This window comes from Marinobacter sp. EhC06 (assembly GCF_001650915.1).
Classification (GTDB): domain Bacteria; phylum Pseudomonadota; class Gammaproteobacteria; order Pseudomonadales; family Oleiphilaceae; genus Marinobacter.
Window position 1 is genome coordinate 36931 of the sequence record NZ_LXYO01000011.1, and the last position, 15682, is coordinate 52612.

The window sequence follows — 15682 nt, forward strand, 5'->3', positions numbered from 1 at the left end:
GACTATAGTTAAACACATCCTGTATTCGCCGGGTGTATGCATTGCGACCTCGCTGCCATAGGTTCTGGAAATGAAACCGTTTTTATTGATCATTATTTACCTCGGTGCTGTTACCTTGCCATTGATCTTGTCCGCCGTGGTTGGAGGGCCGCCGCGCGAATGGCACCAGGAACTTGCATCCGGACTTGGCATTCTCGCCTTTTCGATGATCCTCATGGAATTCATTCTGTCCGGCCGTTTTAAGGTCATTTCAAATGGCGTGGGCATGGATGTGACCATGCGGTTTCACCAGATCATGGCCCGCACCGCGCTGGTCTTTGCGCTTGTCCATCCCTTCCTCTATCAGGGGACGCCCTCAGGGGGCACACGCCCGTGGGATCCTACCCGTCAATTGACGCTTTCGACGGATGTTTCGGCGTTATTATCCGGCATCGGCGCCTTCGTGCTTCTCCCAAGCCTTGTGCTGCTGGCCATAGGGCGTACCCAGCTCGACTATAAATACGAAACTTGGCGCCTTATGCATGGAGTTGGCGCGTTCCTGATTGCACTGCTTCTGTTGCACCACACGGTCTTTGGCGGGCGCTACGGGGCGGAGCCTGTGATGAGCTGGGTGTGGCTGGTTATGACGGTAATCGCTGTCGGATCACTACTGATGGTTTACCTGCTGGTTCCTCTTCTTCAAAAGGCGCACCCGTGGCGTGTGAATTCGGTAGTTCAGTTAACGCAAAAGCAATGGGAATTGACCGTGACGCCAGAAGGTCATCGGGGCCTGGATTACAAAGCCGGCCAGTTTGTGTGGCTGAATGTAGGACACAGCCCTTTTTCGATGAAAGAAAACCCATTCTCGATTTCCTCAGCGCCTGCAGCCAGGCCAAAGCTATCCTTCATGATCAAAGAGCTCGGCGACTTCACGCGAACCATAGGTCAGATAAAAGCTGGCACTGTGGCCTATCTCGACGGGCCCTATGGCAATCTTTCGGTGGAGGGTCGCACAGAACCGGGAGTCGCTCTCATTGCAGGTGGTGTCGGCCTCTCTCCGTTGCTGGGCATCCTCCGACAAATGCGTCTGACCGGCGATTCGCGCAAGGTAAAGGTGATCTATGGAAATCGGGTGATCGACCAGATTGCCTGTCGTGATGAATTGGATGAAGAAGATGTCGTCTATGTGCTCTCAGAACCACCAGAAACCTGGCGAGGAGAGACGGGCGTTATCGATGGAGGGCTGATCAATCGGGTTTTTTCGGAGGAAGAGTTCCGCGAATGGGTTTTCGTGATGTGTGGTCCGGCGATCATGATGGATGTCGTTGAAGATCAGCTGGTCAAGCGGGGCACGCCCGGTCATCGCATCCTGTCGGAGCGGTTCCAGTATGACTAATCCAATCAGACGCTTGAGCCAGCGACAGCAGGTTTCTTTGACCATCTGGGTTGTGAACATCACGATAGGCGTGACGCTTCTCGTTTTCGTATTGCGCTAATTCATGTCGATTGAGTCTTGAGGAGGCCAAGTGACCTTTGAACACATCGTTCAGATAAACGACGTGACCAAGCCAGAGATACCGATGCTGACCCGATTCCAGGTATGGGAAGGCCTCGTGCTCCGAGCCCGGCGCCCGGACAAATTCCTGGTAGGTGTTGACGATTACGAGATTCTCGAACAGGAGCCGGCCTACATGAAGCGTTGCCTGCAGCTCCCGGGGCTACAGGTGATTGATGAAGTTACGTTTTGGCATGAGGCGAGGATCGAATATCGAACCCAGCCAACTCAGACCGTTCCGGCAGCAACCCTTGTCATGGATATTGAGGAGCCGGAACCCGAATCGCTTTTTGTTCGGTTCCGGTATCATACGGCGAGCATCGAGAATCGCGGTGATTCAATGCCCTATGATCAGTATCTCCACGAGGCGTATGTGGCCACAGATGTAGAAACCATTCAGATCATACGGCAATTGGCGGAGACGGGTGTTTTCTGAGATCTAGTCAATCCGGTTTTCATCACCCAGATAGGAAGTGAGAAGTCCATGAAATTTCTGATCGTCGGCATTTTCGTTATTGTCGTTGGATTTCTGATCTGGCGAGCCAAAAAGAACATTGATCCGAAAGAACAGGCCTGTGCCAGGGAAATTGGTCAGTTGCTTAAATCGAATCCGAATGCCGAACCGCAGTTCATCGCCAACGTTTTCGAGAAGCACAACATCCCCCGATCCCGCTGCAAGAGTATCGGTCGAATGGTGATGCCGCAGTTGGCAAAGCAGGGCCTTGAGCCGGATGATGCACGGATTGCCATGGAGAGGGTTAGGGCTGCGTATTCACGGGTTTCCTAGCGGTGGTGCTTGCCGAACAGGGCTCGTAGCTCTTCCTTGGCGGCCTCCAGCCGGTCTTTTTGTTCTGCTGGCAGTTGTTTGCCCGCACGATTGATGTAGAACGTCAGCATAGACATCGCGGACCGGTAAGGGTCCGATTTGCGCCGGGTGCTCTCTTCAGCAGACTTTTTAAGTGACAGGGCGATTTCCCTGGGATCTTTTAGGGAGAATACGCCATGCTCAAGCTTCAAGGCATCGCTGGATTCAGTTACTTTCTGCGACCAGTTTTCGGCCTTAGCCATGCTCCACCTCCGCCAGTTGCCCGAGTGCGGTTTTCTAAAAGCCTTCAGCCCTCTGCTCAAGGCTAGTTAGAGGCTTTGTTGCTGCCGGGGCCGAATAGGCTACTGTTTATGGTAGTAGGAGCAATCAACATTGTCAGTGCCTGATTCTGGAGTGTGTTCATGCAGCCAAAGGAAATTGTGGCTCAGTTCATCGAAAACATCCGCGCCCAGCGGTTGGATGAAGCCAAGGACCTGCTTGCCGACGAGGGCTTTGAATATGTGGGACCAAATATGCGTTTCCTCAGCCGGGATGACATGTTGGCCTATCAGTTCGGTATGTTTGCCATTCAGAAAGACCTTGTTCTACGACAACTGAGTGCCGAGGGTGAGCACGTGTTTGCGATCCTGGATTACCGGACCTACTTCGAGCCAATCGGAGATGTGCGCCTGGCAATCTGGTTTCGTGTGGGAGAGGAAAAAATCCAGTGCGTTGAAACTTTCTACAACGCGGCGGTGATCGAAAACATGTTGGGCGGGAGTCTGCCCGCCGCTGATTAAGCGTTTCAAAGCTCCGGGCTCATTCCTCAATGACGTCCCGTTCAAGCCCCAGAAGCAGGGCCAAACCCACGGCCATCAGCAGGCGGACGGTCATGTCCAGTGGTGGGATTTCGCTCCCTAACATGCTTGATCTCCTGCGGACAATCAAACCCGGTTTGAACGGCCCAGCCACCCGCTAGACTTTTGGTCCCTTGCCGCGGAAGACATTCACGATCAGTGACACGACCAGCAGTACCAAGAAGATGAAAAACAATATCTTCGCAAAGCCGGCGGCCGTTCCCGCAATACCTCCAAAACCAAGAACACCCGCAATGATTGCAATTACCAGACAGACGATAGCCCAATAGAGCATTTTCTATCCTCCTTTCGAGAGCTGTCTTTCAACCGTGGCACGCGGATGGTGTATGCGCAAATTTCAGGCGTGTTTGTGAAAGGATAGTAACGGGGCATCCATCAGAGCTCGATAAACCGAGGCATAACCATCAGCCCCACACCCACGGCCAGCATCTCCCAGGCGCTGCTGGCCAGATAGGGATAAAGAATCATGGCAATTCCGCAGTATCGGGTGACGATGTTTTTTCTGCGCCGCCCGTACATGAAATACCCGAAGCCGATGCAGCCGAACAGTAGCGACAGGAAGATGTCAGCGGTTTCCATGCAGTGAAGTCCTCCGGTGAGTTTGTTCGCATAGACTGATACTAGCGCAAGCAGAATCAGGACGGGGCTACACGTGATCTTTAGGAACCGAACAATTTTTCGCCATTTAGGGTATGATGAAGGGCCAATGTTGGTAATCAAGCCAACGTTAACCTGGATATCATTATGAGCAAGAAGCCCGAAAAAGTGACGTTAACGTCTGCAACGATTGAAGAGCAGACCGCTGCCTTTTTGAAGTCTGGCGGGTCTGTTGAATACGTGGGCAAGGGTAAAAGCGGGCAGGTTGCCTATCAGGGGTCGAAGCAGATTAACCTGAAAAAGTAACAGGCAAAGGCGGATCCACGCTCCGACTTCGAGGTATGCATTGCCCCTCAAGGAATAGGCATCGGTCGTTTCCAAGGGTGACATAGTGCGAGCCAGAGGTACTTCAGGTACCAGATGCCTGATGTGTAGTTCTCGCGATCCTTGGTCGCCAGTAGCTTGATGAGATCGAAATGGTTGGTGAAGGCTTCACTTGGGGGCTTCACAAACACCGGTCTTCCCCTGATGTGAGACATGATGGATTTGGCCACATGGGCATAGGCCCAGGGCGTTGAGGTGTTGGTGTCAAGTACGCCTGGTGCCAGAAGGAAGAGGTTGGGCGCGTCGGCAGAGAGGAAGCCGGAGTAGCAGCGACTACCAATCTCGTTAAGGTTCTTCGCCTTGTTGATGGCTTCGAGGCCAAGAAATCCGAAATCAACGCCATACCCGGTGCCCCAGAGCAGCAGATCCGTTTCCAGCTCTTCCCCGTTTGACAGCTCAATGGTGTTGCCGCAGAGCGAGCGCACTTCTCCCCGATGTCGCTCAATGTCTGCAAAGTGAATGAGCATCCCTGGCCGGCCAGGGATGAGCTGGTCGCGGCGGATGTCGAAATCGCCCTCCGGCATTATTCCGGTTATACCCGCTTTCGCGTACCTCGCCCGAAGATCCTTGTTAGTCAATCGATGTATCAGACCGGCGGGCAGGCAGAGCATCTGGTACCTGGCCAGGACTCGCATGTCGATTCCAAGGTGCTTGATTCGTCGCGTTGGTCGCATCCACTTGGTGGATCGATAGATCCACGCAACACGGTCTGCACCGTGAGCGAAGCAGAGATCCAGCAGATCGTAAGCAGACGCGCCACCTCCCACCACGGTCACCCGTTTGCCTCGCAACTCCTCGGGATCGCGCAAGGCGGAAGAGTGATATTCGGTGATTGAAGAATTGAACCTTGCGACTTGCGGTACGGTGGGGCGATTGTGCCCACCAGTGGCGGCAATGAGCCATTTCGCTTGGTGTGTTCCAGTGTTGGTGAATATCTGCCAGCCACTTTCGTTCGGCAGTGCGCTTGTGACGGTCGCATTCAGGTGGATATACGGAGATAGCCCAAAGCGCTCCACCCAGGCTTCAATGTTGCCCAGTATGTTGCGCTGGTCCTCCCCGGCAAGGGGCAGGCTGCCAAGTGTCCAGTCTTCCTTGCGGAACTGAATGTCCTGCCAGTAAGGGAGGTCCCGCCATAAGCCACCGATGCAGTCACCGCGCTCCAGAAGAATGACATTCAGCCCGGCGTCTTTGGCGTATTTCAAGCAGATGATGCCGCCGATGCCCCCGCCGACGATAACCAGATCAAGGTCTTCATTGGTGTTCATGGGGTGCTCCTGCAAATGCGGTGGCATCCCGAAGAGGGTAGGGGTGATCGACGCATTGCGTTCAATTTTTAAACTACACCCTCCCGGTGCCCAGTGCCAATGTTCCTCACTCCCCTGGCCAAAAGCGGCTAACAGTTCCGCCATAGTCCTTAAACGGTCTAATAACCCGCTGGTGTTCCCCTTGAAATGGCGCAGGATGAAGAGTGGAGTCCTTCGGGGCAAGGAGATAGCTATGACTCAGTTGCAGCAAGGAACGATAGACACCTTCAGGGGGCTGTTTGGTGGCCCTGTGTTTGAACCGACAGATGCGGGGTATCACGAGGCCCGCCAGATATGGAATGCGATGATTGATCGGAAACCGGCGCTGATTGCCCAGTGCCATTCGGCGGAGGATGTGGTGACCGCGGTTAATTTCGGGCGGGACCAGTCGATGCTGGTCTCGATCAAGGGCGGTGGCCACAACATCGCGGGCAACGCTGTGTGCGACGACGGTTTGATGATCGATCTGTCGCAAATGAAGGACGTAGAGGTGGATGTTGAAAACCGGAGAGCCTTCGTTGGGCCGGGTTGCACACTGGCAGACTTTGACGCGGCTGCACAAATGCATGGGTTGGCCACGCCGCTGGGGATCAATTCCACCACAGGCGTGGCAGGCCTGACCCTGGGCGGCGGCTTTGGTTGGCTCAGCCGAAAACATGGCATGACCGTTGATAACCTGATCTCCGCCGATATGGTGACCGCCAATGGCCGCCAGACTCGCGCCAGTGCTACAGAGAATCCAGACCTCTTCTGGGGCACTCGGGGTGGTGGTGGCAATTTCGGTGTAGTCACCCGGTTTGAGTTCCAGCTACATCCGGTGGGGCCTGAGCTGTTGAGTGGCTTGATGGTATTTCCCTTCGATCAGGCCAAGTCGGTATTGACGCAGTTTGCACGTTTCACGGAAACCATGCCCGACGAACTCAATGTGTGGCTGGTGATTCGGCATGCGCCTCCGTTACCTTTCCTGCCTGAGTCGGTTCATGGCGAGCCCATTGTCGCCCTGGCGATTTGCTACGCGGGGAACCCGGAAGTGGGCGAGAAGCTGATCGCACCCTTACGTTCGTTTGGTGAAGCGCACGGCGAGCATGTTGGCGTTCAGCCCTACGCCAACTGGCAGCAGGCGTTTGACCCGCTGCTGGCGGACGGAGCGAGGAATTACTGGAAGTCCCACAACTTTGTGAAGCTGACCGACGATGTGGTCCGGGTTGCGTTGGAATTCGGGGAGAAGCTGCCATCGCCCCACTGCGAGATTTTTATTGCCTCGATCGGCGGCCAGACCGGGCGCGTGGCGCATGACGCCATGGCCTATTCCAGTCGCGACGCAAACTACGTGATGAATGTTCATGGACGCTGGGAGACACCCGGGGAAGATGAGCATTGCCGCCAGTGGGCGCGCGCGTTCTTTGAGGCTGCCAAGCCCTATGCCAGTGGTGGCGCATATATCAATTTTCTTTCACACGACGAGACGGAGCGGGTCGAGTTTGCCTACGGCGACGCCTACAAGCGATTAATGGAGGTCAAACAGAAGTATGACCCGGAGAATCTGTTCCGGGTGAATCAGAACATTCGGCCGGGCTAGAGTTCGTTCACTAGAGCAGACTCGATCTGATCATGTCGAACGTGTCCAGAATCCTCGCAACAAACTGGTCCTTTGGTCGGAAGCTGCTTTGGGTGTGGAGCGTAATGTCTCTCTGCAGATGATCAAGCAGTTTGTGCAGTCGCCTTCGGTGTAAACCCACCGCAGCCTGGATGGGGTCAAAGATCATGCCGGATAAAGCCGCAAACGCAGCCAGTGCGGCCATGACGGCAAACAATACGCCGGCGGTTGTTGCCAATGAAGGCTCCGGTGGAAATACGCTGCAGTACCAGCCACTTAAGCACGCAGGCGAGTGCATAGACCGGCGCCCACAGCAAATTGATCGGTGCCCGAAGCATGTCCCATCCAAGTGCCATCCGATTGGTTGATATAGCGCCTGGATAATGAAAATGTCGGTCGATGAATGCCGGGATCCGGGCCCGACAATCGTCAAAGTAGCGCTCGACGGCTAAACGGATTGCCTGCTCTACCTGGGCTTCGGAAACGGTTTGGTCCTGCGTTTCGGGCATGGTTGGTCACTTGGATGAAAGTGACTGATAGAGTGTCATCGGGCAAAGCGACGTGCAATGGCATCGAGAAATTGAACTGAACATTTGAGCATGATGCCCAAGGCTTCTATAAAAAAGCCCCTGCATGGCAGGGGCAAAAGACCACAACAATGACGCTGTGTGGAGTGTTCTAGAATTTCACTCGCAAGCCAGTCGTAACCAGAATAATGTCCTCATACTCCGGCGCATAACAGGTGTTGCCGGAAGTGGTGCACCATTCGGCCCGCTCGTGGCTGTGAATCTTTGCGCCGGCGTAGGCGTCAAACAGATCGGTTGGGCTGAATACGTAGCCGACACCAATAACAGACCCCTTCTCGTCGTTTTTGTTCCGATCCCGGGTTTCGCCGTAATGGATGTCGAATGCGTGCGTCCGGTTCGGGCGGTACCCCAGCTTTACATAGCGAAATTGGCCAAGCTCTGAGTCGGTGGCGTCAAAGGTGTCAGTCGCTTCTTCCGGGGTAAGCTTCTCTGCGCGGTTCACGGCAGCCAGCGAGAGGTTCAGGCCGGTATCACTGTGGAAGTAAGATACGGAGCCGCCGTAGGTGTTTACGTCTGGTTCGTCGCTGCTGAGATTGTCGATGTTCTGGGTTGAGCGGGAATACCCTGCGCCAATCAGCATTCGGCCGCCCGGAACCCGCAAGCCGGATTTAACGCCCATCTGAAGAATGGAATCCTGGCCGTCGTCGCCGTCATGGCCGGCACTCACGGAGATGGTTACCGGGCCGATGCGAGGGCTGTCGTAACGGATACGGTTGTGGCGGCCCTCAAAGTTGTAATCTCGAATACTCCCGGAAATGCTCACCTCGTTGCCGAACGGGTTGGCTTCGTCAAAGGGGTTGGTTTCAGGGGGCGTCCTGTTCGGCCTGGAGCGAAACGATGCCGGGAATGGTTTCAGAGCAAACCGGAGTTCGCCGCCAATCAGGCTGGGGTTGCGGAAACTGATCACGCCCGTGCCGGAATAATCCCGGCGCCCGGCATTGTAGGCGGCGCCTTCGCCAAGGCCTACTGTGAGCTTGCCGTAAGGAGTGTCGAGAAACGCATCGGTGATCCGCTCATCAATTTCCGGGCCGGTATTCTTCTGGGCGGGATCGACATCATTGGACGCGTTGGCGAATACGCCGACTTCGATCAGAGCCCCGGCGGTCCAGCCATCGATAATGCGCTGGGTACCGCCGATGTTGAACCTGGTCGGGCTGTTGCGGTTGTCCACATGATAGATCTCGGTATCAGAACCAAGCCCCAGTTCGTTCGCGTTGTAACCGTCCTTCGCGTACATGATTGCCCGGTTAACCTGGCCACCTACTTCCACTTCAAGGGCCGATGCCGGGGATGCTGCAATGCTGAAAATCCCAGCCGCCAGCAGCGTTTTTGAAAACCTCATATTGCCTCCGGTTTTTGTTTTGTACTGATTGCTCAGTGGCGTTTTCTGTGTTGACACCCTCTTTATCGGCTACAGTTGATACCTATGTAAATTGAAAACATTAGATAGATATATGCGTTTTCTGCATCTGATCCGGAGATCAACATGAATATCAAAAAGTTGAGGTGCTTCCGTGCGGTGGTAATTCATGGCTCATTGGTGGCGGCGGCGTCTGTGATGAATCTGAGCCAGCCAGCAACCAGTCGCCTGATCTCTACGCTTGAAGACGAACTGAAGCTCAAACTGTTCAAGCGGGAGAAGCGCCGTCTGGTGCTTACACCGGAGGGCAAGGAGTTCTATCGAGAGGCGGAAAAAATTCTGGCCAACCTCGATGATTTGCCGCGCATCGTGCGGGAAATCAAGGATGGTGGCACTCGCACCCTTCGTATTGTGGCACTGGCGCGGCTTGCGAATAGCCTGGTTTCTCCGGCGCTCGCCCGGTTCGTGGCAGAACATCCCGAACAGCGTTTTAGTGTAGACGTTCGAGGCCATCGTGATATCGAACAATGGGTGGCGGGCAGGCATTACGATATTGCAGTGGCACTGACCAAGCCCTGCAACCATCCGTCAGTGATCCAGCGGCCCTTCTTTGATACTGATGCCATGGTGATGGTGCCAAAGGGGCATCCACTGGAGCTGCTGGAGTCGGTAACGGCAGAGCAGATGGCGGAACACGACATTATCGCTTTGGCGCCGGGACTGCGTCCCCGCTTTCAGATGGAAGAGATCTTTCATTCCGCCGGTGTAGAACTCACCTGCAAAATCGAAACAACCTCCAGTGTGCTGGCCTGCCAGATGGTGGTGGAGGGTTTGGGGGTAACCATTATTGACCGACTGGCAGCATTGGCGGTGGACGAGAGCCGGTACAGTCTTTTGCCCCTGAACCCCTCCTACAGACTTCAGTTTGTTCTGCTTTTCCCGCCAGGCTTTGAGGAGACACCGGCGACCAAAAGCCTGGTTCGTTGCCTGAGTAACCAGGTTCGTGAGTCGCTGGGGGAGCACGCCGTGATGACAGGCGACACCGATTAAGGATGCATTAATTGCATAGAAATATGACTTATATTCAATTTTAAAATCAATTCGCCCTACCTAAACTGGCCTCATTCAATGATCGCCCGTCAATGAACCTTGCCAGGGTGGGCTGATCAGATTCTCCAAATAATGACAATCAGGAGGAGAGATGAGGACCCGGACCCCGGTGCCATTCAAAAATCGACTGATAAGCTTGGTCGTCGCTGGCCTGTTGCCGGTGTGCGCAAACGCAGGCAAGGATGACAACACTCTGGTGGTTGCGTTTGAAAAGCCACTCACCACCGTCGACCGATTGTATTCGATTCAGCGCGAAGGCCTGATCCTCTCCCGGCTGACCGACGACGGTCTGTTTTATGTGAACCCCGATTCCCTCGAGTTCGAACCACTGGCCGCTGAGTCTTATGAATGGGTCGACGAAACCACGCTGGATGTCACCGTTCGGGATGATGTGCGTTTCCACGATGGCAGCAAGCTGACCGCCGACGATGTGGTTTATACCTTTGAATGGGTACTCGATGACGAGTCCGACACCAGCCGTGGACCGGTGATTCAGTCGTGGCTTGAGAGTGTCGAGAAAACCGGGCCGAGAACGGTGCGCTTTAATCTCCATCTACCATATCCCATGGCGCTGCGGGACATGGCGATCAGCATTCCGGTCCGCAAGGAAGGTACTTATGAGGGCGCCGATGGCATGGATAACGCGGCCGAAGACCGGCCACTCAATGGTATCGGCCCATACAGGATCAAAGAGTTCAGCGCCGGCCGAGAAATTGTGATCGAGCGCTTCGAGGGTTACTACCACACTAGCCCGAAAGCCAATCCGGCCATTGAAACCATGGTATTCCGGGTGATTCCCGACCAGGGAACCCAGCAGGCGGAGCTGCTCAGCGGCGGCATAGACATGATGATGGGGGTGCCGCCGGATGTGGCCGATAACATCAGCCACCTTCCGGGCGTAGAGCGCAAGGAAGGCAACGATATCCGCATTGGCTACATTACCCTGGACGCTGCCGGCTATTCAGACCCGGACAGCCCGTTTACCAACCTCAAGGTGCGTCAGGCGATCAACCACGCTATCAACCGGGAGGAAATCACCCGATACCTGGTGCGCGGTAGTGCAGAGGTGGTTCCCTACGCCTGTCACCCGCGGCAGTTTGGCTGCAATGCGGACGGGCCTGTCTATCCCTACAACCCCGAAAAGGCGAAACAGCTTCTGAAAGAAGCCGGTTTCCCCAATGGTTTTTCCTTCAAGCTGTGGGCCTACCGCGAGAAGATCATTGCCGAGGCGGTCGTCAGCGACCTGAAGGCGATCGGTCTGGACGTTGATCTTCGGTTTGTGAAGCTCAATGTGTTCGCCAAAGTACGAAACGACAAAGACATGGAAGCCTTCTTCGCCTCATACGGCAGTGGCGGCACCGCCGATGCTTCCGCCTCCACCGGGGTGCATTTCGCAGCAGGTTCTGCCCGCAACTACACCGATGACGAAGAACTGGCCGAAACCGTATTGGCGGCCGAACGCACCATTGATCCCCTTGAGCGCAAACGCCTTTACAGGGAGGCCCTGAATCGCATTGCCGAGCAGGCCTACTGGGTTCCCATGTTTTCCTACAGCCAAAACTACCTGCTGTCGCCGGGGCTTGAGTTCCCGGTTCCCAAAGACGGCGTTCCGCGTTTCTGGCAAGCCAGCTGGAGCGACCAATAATGTTTAACTATATCCTTCGACGTGGGCTGATGGCCCTGCTGGTAGCACTTACCGTGTCTTTCGGCACCTTCGCTCTGTTCCATTTCGCAACGGACCCGGCCCAGACCATTGCCGGTGAAGATGCGCCCCAGGAGATGGTTGACGACATTCGCGAGCAGTACGGCTTCGATCGGCCGGTGTCTGTCCAGTACGGGGATTGGCTAGGCAGTGCCCTTCAGGGCGATTTTGGCCAGAGCTACTTCTGGAAACAGCCAGTGGTAGAGCTGATCAAGGAGCACGCCAAAGTCACCATCGTGCTGGCGCTCTCCGCATTGGGTGTCACCATCCTGATCGCACTGCCGTTGGGGATAAGTGCCGCGCTGAAACCCAACAGTTGGGTTGACCGGTTTGCACTATCGACGGCGGTATCCGCGCAGGCCATTCCGAACTTCTGGCTGGGCCTGATGCTGATCATCCTGTTTTCGGTGACCTTTCCGATCTTCCCGGTGTCTGGCGACGCCACCTGGAAACACTACGTACTGCCCGCCCTGGTGCTTGGCGCCAGTTCGGTGCCGGCGGTGATGCGCCTGACCCGAACCGGGCTGTTGGACGTGCTCTCCTCTGATTACATTCGCACCGCTCGCGCCAAAGGCTTCGTCGGCTACCGGCTGATTCTTCAACAGGCCATGCGCAACGCGTTGCTGCCCATCGTCAGTGTGTTGGCAGTGCAACTTGGCCACAAGCTGGGCGGCTCGGTGGTAACCGAATCGGTATTCAGCATGAATGGCCTCGGCCGCCTTGCCGTGGAGTCCATTTTTAACTCGGACATTCCGACAGTGCAGTCTCTGATCCTGATCTTTGTACTGACTTTTGTACTGCTCACGCTGGCGGCTGATCTGATCAACGCCTGGCTTGACCCACGGATTCGGATGGGGTGAACCATGACTGTTAGAAACACTATGAGTCCGTCTGAATTGACCGCCGACGAATCTCGCATCGATTCGGAAGAGACCGGCCTGGGCCTGAGTCCGACCATGGCCGCCCTGAAGCGTGCCCGCAATCACTATGGCCTGAAAATTGGTTTCGGCATTCTGCTGGTGATGGCTGTGTTTGCCCTGTTTGCTCCGTGGCTGGCGCCCCATGATCCATACCTTCAGAACCTTCCGATGCGCATGTTGCCACCGGTCTGGGTTGAGGGTGGCAGCTGGGAATACCTGCTGGGTACTGATCATCTTGGCCGGGATTACCTCAGCCGAATCATCTACGGCGCGCGCATTTCCATGACCATCGGCATTGGTGCTGCCACCATTGGCATGATCATCGGTGTCACCCTTGGTCTCATCGCCGGGTACTTCGGCGGCTGGCTGGACCAGGCAGTGAACTTCCTCGTGACTTGCCAACTAGCGGTACCCAGCCTGCTGTTGATCATGGCTCTGGTGTTCGTGATTGGCCAGTCAATAACGGTGGTGATCTTTGTGATTGGCGCGACGCACTGGGTGTTCTATCTGGTGGTCACCCGGTCGGCAACTCTGCGACTGCGCGAGCTGGACTTTGTTGCTGCGGCTCAGGCCATGGGGTGCAGCAGGTTCCAGATTGCGGTCAAGGAAGTGCTGCCGAACCTGGTGAACCAGATCATGGTGATTTTCACCCTCGAGGTGGCGGTGGCCATCCTGAACGAAGCCACCTTGTCATTCCTCGGCCTGGGCATTCCATCGCCCATTCCGTCCTGGGGCCTGATGATCGCTGAAGGCAAACAGGCGATGTTCTTCCAGCCCTGGCTGGTGATCCTGCCCGGCATCTCACTGTTCATTCTCGTTATTGCCATCAACCTGCTGGGCGATGGCGTGCGGGACGTGACCGTTACCAATCGGAGGAATTGATATGAGCACTGCATCCATTCTGGATATCCAGGATCTGTCAGTCGATATTCCGACCGATTCCAGCACGCTGCATGCAGTGCGGGGCATCAGCCTGGAACTCAAACGGGGCGAAACCCTCGGTATTGTGGGCGAGTCTGGCTCCGGCAAGTCCATGACAGCCCTGGCACTGATGAACCTTCTGCCACCGGCTGCCCGCCGACAGGCGTCCTGCATCGACTTTGATGGCAGTGACCTGACTCACGCCACCGAGCGGGAGCTGGCCAGCAAGATCCGGGGCCAGCGCATCGGCATGATTTTCCAGGAGCCGATGACCAGCCTGAATCCGGTGTATTCGATCGGCCGGCAGCTCAAGGAAACCATGACGCTGCATAGGAAGGTATCCGACGCAGAGGCCGAAAAGCGGGCAATCTACCTGCTGGAGAAGGTAGGCCTGCCAGACCCTGCCAGCCGGCTTAAGCAGTACCCCCATGAATTGTCCGGTGGTCAGCGTCAGCGGGTGATGATCGCCATGGCCCTGATGAACGAGCCGGAACTGTTGATTGCCGATGAGCCCACGACGGCTCTGGACGTGACCATCCAGGCCCAGATCCTGCATCTGCTTCGAGACCTTCAGCGGGAATTCGGCATGTCCATGATTCTGATCACCCACGACCTGGGTGTGGTGTCGCGGGCTGCTGACAACATAGCGGTTATGTATGCCGGTGATATTGTCGAAACCGGCAAGACCGCCGAGGTACTGGAAAACCCATGCCATCCCTATACCAAAGGGTTACTGGAGTGTGTGCCTGGCTACCAGGGGCACAGCCAGCAAAGGCTCGGGGCTATTCCGGGTATTGTTCCTGCCATGACCGGCGAGATCTCGGGCTGTGCCTTTGCTTCCCGGTGCCCGAGGGCGGCAGATGTTTGCAGGACAACGAATCCGCCAACAAAGAAGCTCCATCAAGGCAGGTACTTTGTGTGCCATGAGCCTGAAATTGAGCAAGGAGAAGGAACTGCGGAGCAGCCAGTCGGCAGTGAAAGAACCGGAAAAACCGATTGTCGCGGGGCCGAAGACATTCTGACGGTGGACCACGTCAGCTGTACCTTTTCAGTGCGCCGGGGCCTCTTCGGCAAGCGCAAACCGCTGCAGGCACTGGATGACGTCAGCCTGACCCTGAAAAAGGGCGAGGTCCTGGCACTGGTGGGCGAGTCAGGCTGTGGCAAAACCACGCTGACCCGAACCATCATGGGTCTGCAGGCTCCCTCAACCGGGTTCGTCACGCTCAATGGCCAGCGGATTGGAAACCTGCCGCCCATGGAACGGGCCCGCATGATCCAGCCGATTTTCCAGGATCCATATTCTTCTCTGAATCCCCGGAAAACCATCGGCGAGATTATCGCCAAGCCCTTGGTTGTTCACGGCATTGGCTCGACACAAGAACAACACCAGCAGGTCCGGAAGATGATGGAACTGGTCGGCCTGCCCTCAAGGGTATTTAACAGCTACCCCGATCAGCTTTCCGGTGGTCAGCGCCAGCGTGCGGCCATCGGACGTGCGCTAATCCTGAATCCGGAAGTAGTGATTTGCGATGAGCCTACCTCGGCTCTGGATGTTTCGGTACAGGCCCAGATCCTGAACCTGCTGCTGGACCTGCGGGACGAGCTGGATCTGACCTATCTGTTCGTAACCCACAACCTTTCTGTGGTTCAGCACATGGCGGATCGGGTAGCGGTGATGTACCTGGGCGAAATCGTCGAATGCGGCGAGCGTGACCAGGTAATGTCCAGCCCGAAGCACCCCTATACCCATGCGCTGATGGATTCCGCGCTGAGTATTTCTCCGGGCGAGAGCGTGCCTGATCCAGGCTTGTCCGGCGATTTTCCGAATCCGATGAATCGTCCCAACGGGTGCCCGTTTCACCCACGCTGCCCCATTGCCGGGCAGCAATGCCGTGAACAGGCTCCGGGGCCGGAGCTCATCGACAACACGCTGGTTCAGTGCTGGAAAGCAAAAACCGCCGGCAGCCAGTTGAAACCCTGAAC

The 15682-nt window shown here is 55.9% G+C and carries 18 protein-coding genes; 11 read left to right on the forward strand and 7 right to left on the reverse strand.

Annotated features, from left to right (window positions below):
- The first annotated feature begins 70 nt into the window (after positions 1 to 70).
- From A8B84_RS05935 to A8B84_RS05945, 3 genes are all read left to right on the forward strand, one after another.
- Complete coding sequence (locus A8B84_RS05935; protein WP_064227758.1) at positions 71 to 1375, forward strand: ferric reductase-like transmembrane domain-containing protein; 1305 nt, start codon at positions 71 to 73, stop codon at positions 1373 to 1375.
- A gap of 130 nt (positions 1376 to 1505) precedes the next feature.
- Complete coding sequence (locus tag A8B84_RS05940; RefSeq protein ID WP_064227759.1) at positions 1506 to 1970, forward strand: AtaL-like protein; 465 nt, start codon at positions 1506 to 1508, stop codon at positions 1968 to 1970.
- Between the two features lie 48 nt (positions 1971 to 2018).
- On the forward strand, positions 2019 to 2321 hold the full coding sequence (locus tag A8B84_RS05945; RefSeq protein WP_064227760.1) for a hypothetical protein: 303 nt from the start codon (positions 2019 to 2021) through the stop codon (positions 2319 to 2321).
- Here A8B84_RS05945 and A8B84_RS05950 read toward each other — a convergent pair.
- On the reverse strand, positions 2318 to 2602 hold the full coding sequence (locus tag A8B84_RS05950; protein ID WP_064227761.1) for a DUF3175 domain-containing protein: 285 nt from the start codon (positions 2600 to 2602) through the stop codon (positions 2318 to 2320). The two genes, A8B84_RS05945 and A8B84_RS05950, sit on opposite strands and share 4 nt — an antisense overlap.
- Positions 2603 to 2761: 159 nt before the next feature.
- Here A8B84_RS05950 and A8B84_RS05955 point away from each other — a divergent pair, with 159 nt between their 5' ends.
- Positions 2762 to 3139 (forward strand): nuclear transport factor 2 family protein, encoded by a 378-nt coding sequence (locus A8B84_RS05955; protein ID WP_064227762.1) that lies wholly within the window; start codon positions 2762 to 2764, stop codon positions 3137 to 3139.
- A gap of 175 nt (positions 3140 to 3314) precedes the next feature.
- On the opposite strand, the gene A8B84_RS21150 is transcribed toward A8B84_RS05955, so the two are convergent.
- Together A8B84_RS21150 and A8B84_RS05960 are read right to left on the reverse strand one after the other, a co-directional pair.
- Positions 3315 to 3491, reverse strand: coding sequence for a DUF1328 domain-containing protein (locus tag A8B84_RS21150; RefSeq protein WP_014578073.1), 177 nt, complete (start codon positions 3489 to 3491; stop codon positions 3315 to 3317).
- 101 nt (positions 3492 to 3592) lie between these two features.
- A complete protein-coding gene (locus tag A8B84_RS05960; protein WP_064227763.1) occupies positions 3593 to 3796 on the reverse strand; it encodes a hypothetical protein in 204 nt (67 codons plus the stop codon).
- 165 nt (positions 3797 to 3961) lie between these two features.
- Here A8B84_RS05960 and A8B84_RS21655 point away from each other — a divergent pair, with 165 nt between their 5' ends.
- Positions 3962 to 4120 carry a hypothetical protein gene (locus tag A8B84_RS21655; protein WP_162841249.1) on the forward strand — a complete coding sequence of 53 codons (159 nt, stop codon included), beginning with the start codon at positions 3962 to 3964 and terminating at the stop codon, positions 4118 to 4120.
- Positions 4121 to 4167: 47 nt separating this feature from the next.
- Here the strand turns inward: A8B84_RS21655 and A8B84_RS05965 are convergent, their stop codons facing one another.
- Positions 4168 to 5463: an NAD(P)-binding domain-containing protein gene (locus tag A8B84_RS05965; protein ID WP_064227764.1), complete on the reverse strand. Its 1296-nt coding sequence runs from the start codon at positions 5461 to 5463 to the stop codon at positions 4168 to 4170.
- A 232-nt stretch (positions 5464 to 5695) separates the two neighbouring features.
- On the opposite strand from A8B84_RS05965, the gene A8B84_RS05970 reads away from it, so the two are divergent.
- Entirely contained in the window at positions 5696 to 7081 is a 1386-nt protein-coding gene (locus A8B84_RS05970; RefSeq protein ID WP_064227765.1) for an FAD-binding oxidoreductase, read from the forward strand.
- Positions 7082 to 7091: 10 nt separating this feature from the next.
- On the opposite strand, the gene A8B84_RS22045 is transcribed toward A8B84_RS05970, so the two are convergent.
- From A8B84_RS22045 to A8B84_RS05980, 3 genes are all read right to left on the reverse strand, one after another.
- The gene (locus tag A8B84_RS22045; RefSeq protein ID WP_319822972.1) at positions 7092 to 7337 is read right to left on the reverse strand and encodes a DUF6635 family protein; all 246 of its coding nucleotides are present in this window, start codon (positions 7335 to 7337) and stop codon (positions 7092 to 7094) included.
- Positions 7258 to 7608: a DUF6635 family protein gene (locus tag A8B84_RS05975; RefSeq protein WP_227512688.1), complete on the reverse strand. Its 351-nt coding sequence runs from the start codon at positions 7606 to 7608 to the stop codon at positions 7258 to 7260. Before A8B84_RS05975 ends, A8B84_RS22045 begins: the two co-directional genes overlap by 80 nt.
- Before the next feature lie 169 nt (positions 7609 to 7777).
- Entirely contained in the window at positions 7778 to 9028 is a 1251-nt protein-coding gene (locus tag A8B84_RS05980) for a porin (protein ID WP_064227766.1), read from the reverse strand.
- A 144-nt stretch (positions 9029 to 9172) separates the two neighbouring features.
- Here A8B84_RS05980 and A8B84_RS05985 point away from each other — a divergent pair, with 144 nt between their 5' ends.
- From A8B84_RS05985 to A8B84_RS22130, 5 genes are all read left to right on the forward strand, one after another.
- The gene (locus tag A8B84_RS05985) at positions 9173 to 10096 is read left to right on the forward strand and encodes a LysR family transcriptional regulator (protein ID WP_064227767.1); all 924 of its coding nucleotides are present in this window, start codon (positions 9173 to 9175) and stop codon (positions 10094 to 10096) included.
- Positions 10097 to 10247: 151 nt separating this feature from the next.
- Entirely contained in the window at positions 10248 to 11801 is a 1554-nt protein-coding gene (locus A8B84_RS05990) for an ABC transporter substrate-binding protein (RefSeq protein ID WP_064227768.1), read from the forward strand.
- Positions 11801 to 12718 (forward strand): ABC transporter permease, encoded by a 918-nt coding sequence (locus A8B84_RS05995; RefSeq protein ID WP_064227769.1) that lies wholly within the window; start codon positions 11801 to 11803, stop codon positions 12716 to 12718. The genes A8B84_RS05990 and A8B84_RS05995 overlap by 1 nt, the downstream gene beginning before the upstream one ends.
- A gap of 21 nt (positions 12719 to 12739) precedes the next feature.
- Complete coding sequence (locus tag A8B84_RS06000) at positions 12740 to 13660, forward strand: ABC transporter permease (RefSeq protein WP_064227770.1); 921 nt, start codon at positions 12740 to 12742, stop codon at positions 13658 to 13660.
- Position 13661: 1 nt separating this feature from the next.
- On the forward strand, positions 13662 to 15680 hold the full coding sequence (locus A8B84_RS22130; protein ID WP_064227771.1) for an ABC transporter ATP-binding protein: 2019 nt from the start codon (positions 13662 to 13664) through the stop codon (positions 15678 to 15680).
- Positions 15681 to 15682 lie beyond the last annotated feature (2 nt).

Bases quoted from the DNA above. Each gene is read 5' to 3' on its own strand.
- A8B84_RS05935 (WP_064227758.1), top strand. From the start codon at position 71: ATGAAACCGTTTTTATTGATCATTATTTACCTCGGTGCTGTTACCTTG.
- A8B84_RS05945 (WP_064227760.1), top strand. From the start codon at position 2,019: ATGAAATTTCTGATCGTCGGCATTTTCGTTATTGTCGTTGGATTTCTG.
- A8B84_RS05950 (WP_064227761.1), bottom strand. From the start codon at position 2,602: ATGGCTAAGGCCGAAAACTGGTCGCAGAAAGTAACTGAATCCAGCGAT.
- A8B84_RS05955 (WP_064227762.1), top strand. From the start codon at position 2,762: ATGCAGCCAAAGGAAATTGTGGCTCAGTTCATCGAAAACATCCGCGCC.
- A8B84_RS21150 (WP_014578073.1), bottom strand. From the start codon at position 3,491: ATGCTCTATTGGGCTATCGTCTGTCTGGTAATTGCAATCATTGCGGGT.
- A8B84_RS05960 (WP_064227763.1), bottom strand. From the start codon at position 3,796: ATGGAAACCGCTGACATCTTCCTGTCGCTACTGTTCGGCTGCATCGGC.
- A8B84_RS21655 (WP_162841249.1), top strand. From the start codon at position 3,962: ATGAGCAAGAAGCCCGAAAAAGTGACGTTAACGTCTGCAACGATTGAA.
- A8B84_RS05965 (WP_064227764.1), bottom strand. From the start codon at position 5,463: ATGAACACCAATGAAGACCTTGATCTGGTTATCGTCGGCGGGGGCATC.
- A8B84_RS05970 (WP_064227765.1), top strand. From the start codon at position 5,696: ATGACTCAGTTGCAGCAAGGAACGATAGACACCTTCAGGGGGCTGTTT.
- A8B84_RS05975 (WP_227512688.1), bottom strand. From the start codon at position 7,608: ATGCCCGAAACGCAGGACCAAACCGTTTCCGAAGCCCAGGTAGAGCAG.
- A8B84_RS05980 (WP_064227766.1), bottom strand. From the start codon at position 9,028: ATGAGGTTTTCAAAAACGCTGCTGGCGGCTGGGATTTTCAGCATTGCA.
- A8B84_RS05985 (WP_064227767.1), top strand. From the start codon at position 9,173: ATGAATATCAAAAAGTTGAGGTGCTTCCGTGCGGTGGTAATTCATGGC.
- A8B84_RS05990 (WP_064227768.1), top strand. From the start codon at position 10,248: ATGAGGACCCGGACCCCGGTGCCATTCAAAAATCGACTGATAAGCTTG.
- A8B84_RS05995 (WP_064227769.1), top strand. From the start codon at position 11,801: ATGTTTAACTATATCCTTCGACGTGGGCTGATGGCCCTGCTGGTAGCA.
- A8B84_RS06000 (WP_064227770.1), top strand. From the start codon at position 12,740: ATGAGTCCGTCTGAATTGACCGCCGACGAATCTCGCATCGATTCGGAA.
- A8B84_RS22130 (WP_064227771.1), top strand. From the start codon at position 13,662: ATGAGCACTGCATCCATTCTGGATATCCAGGATCTGTCAGTCGATATT.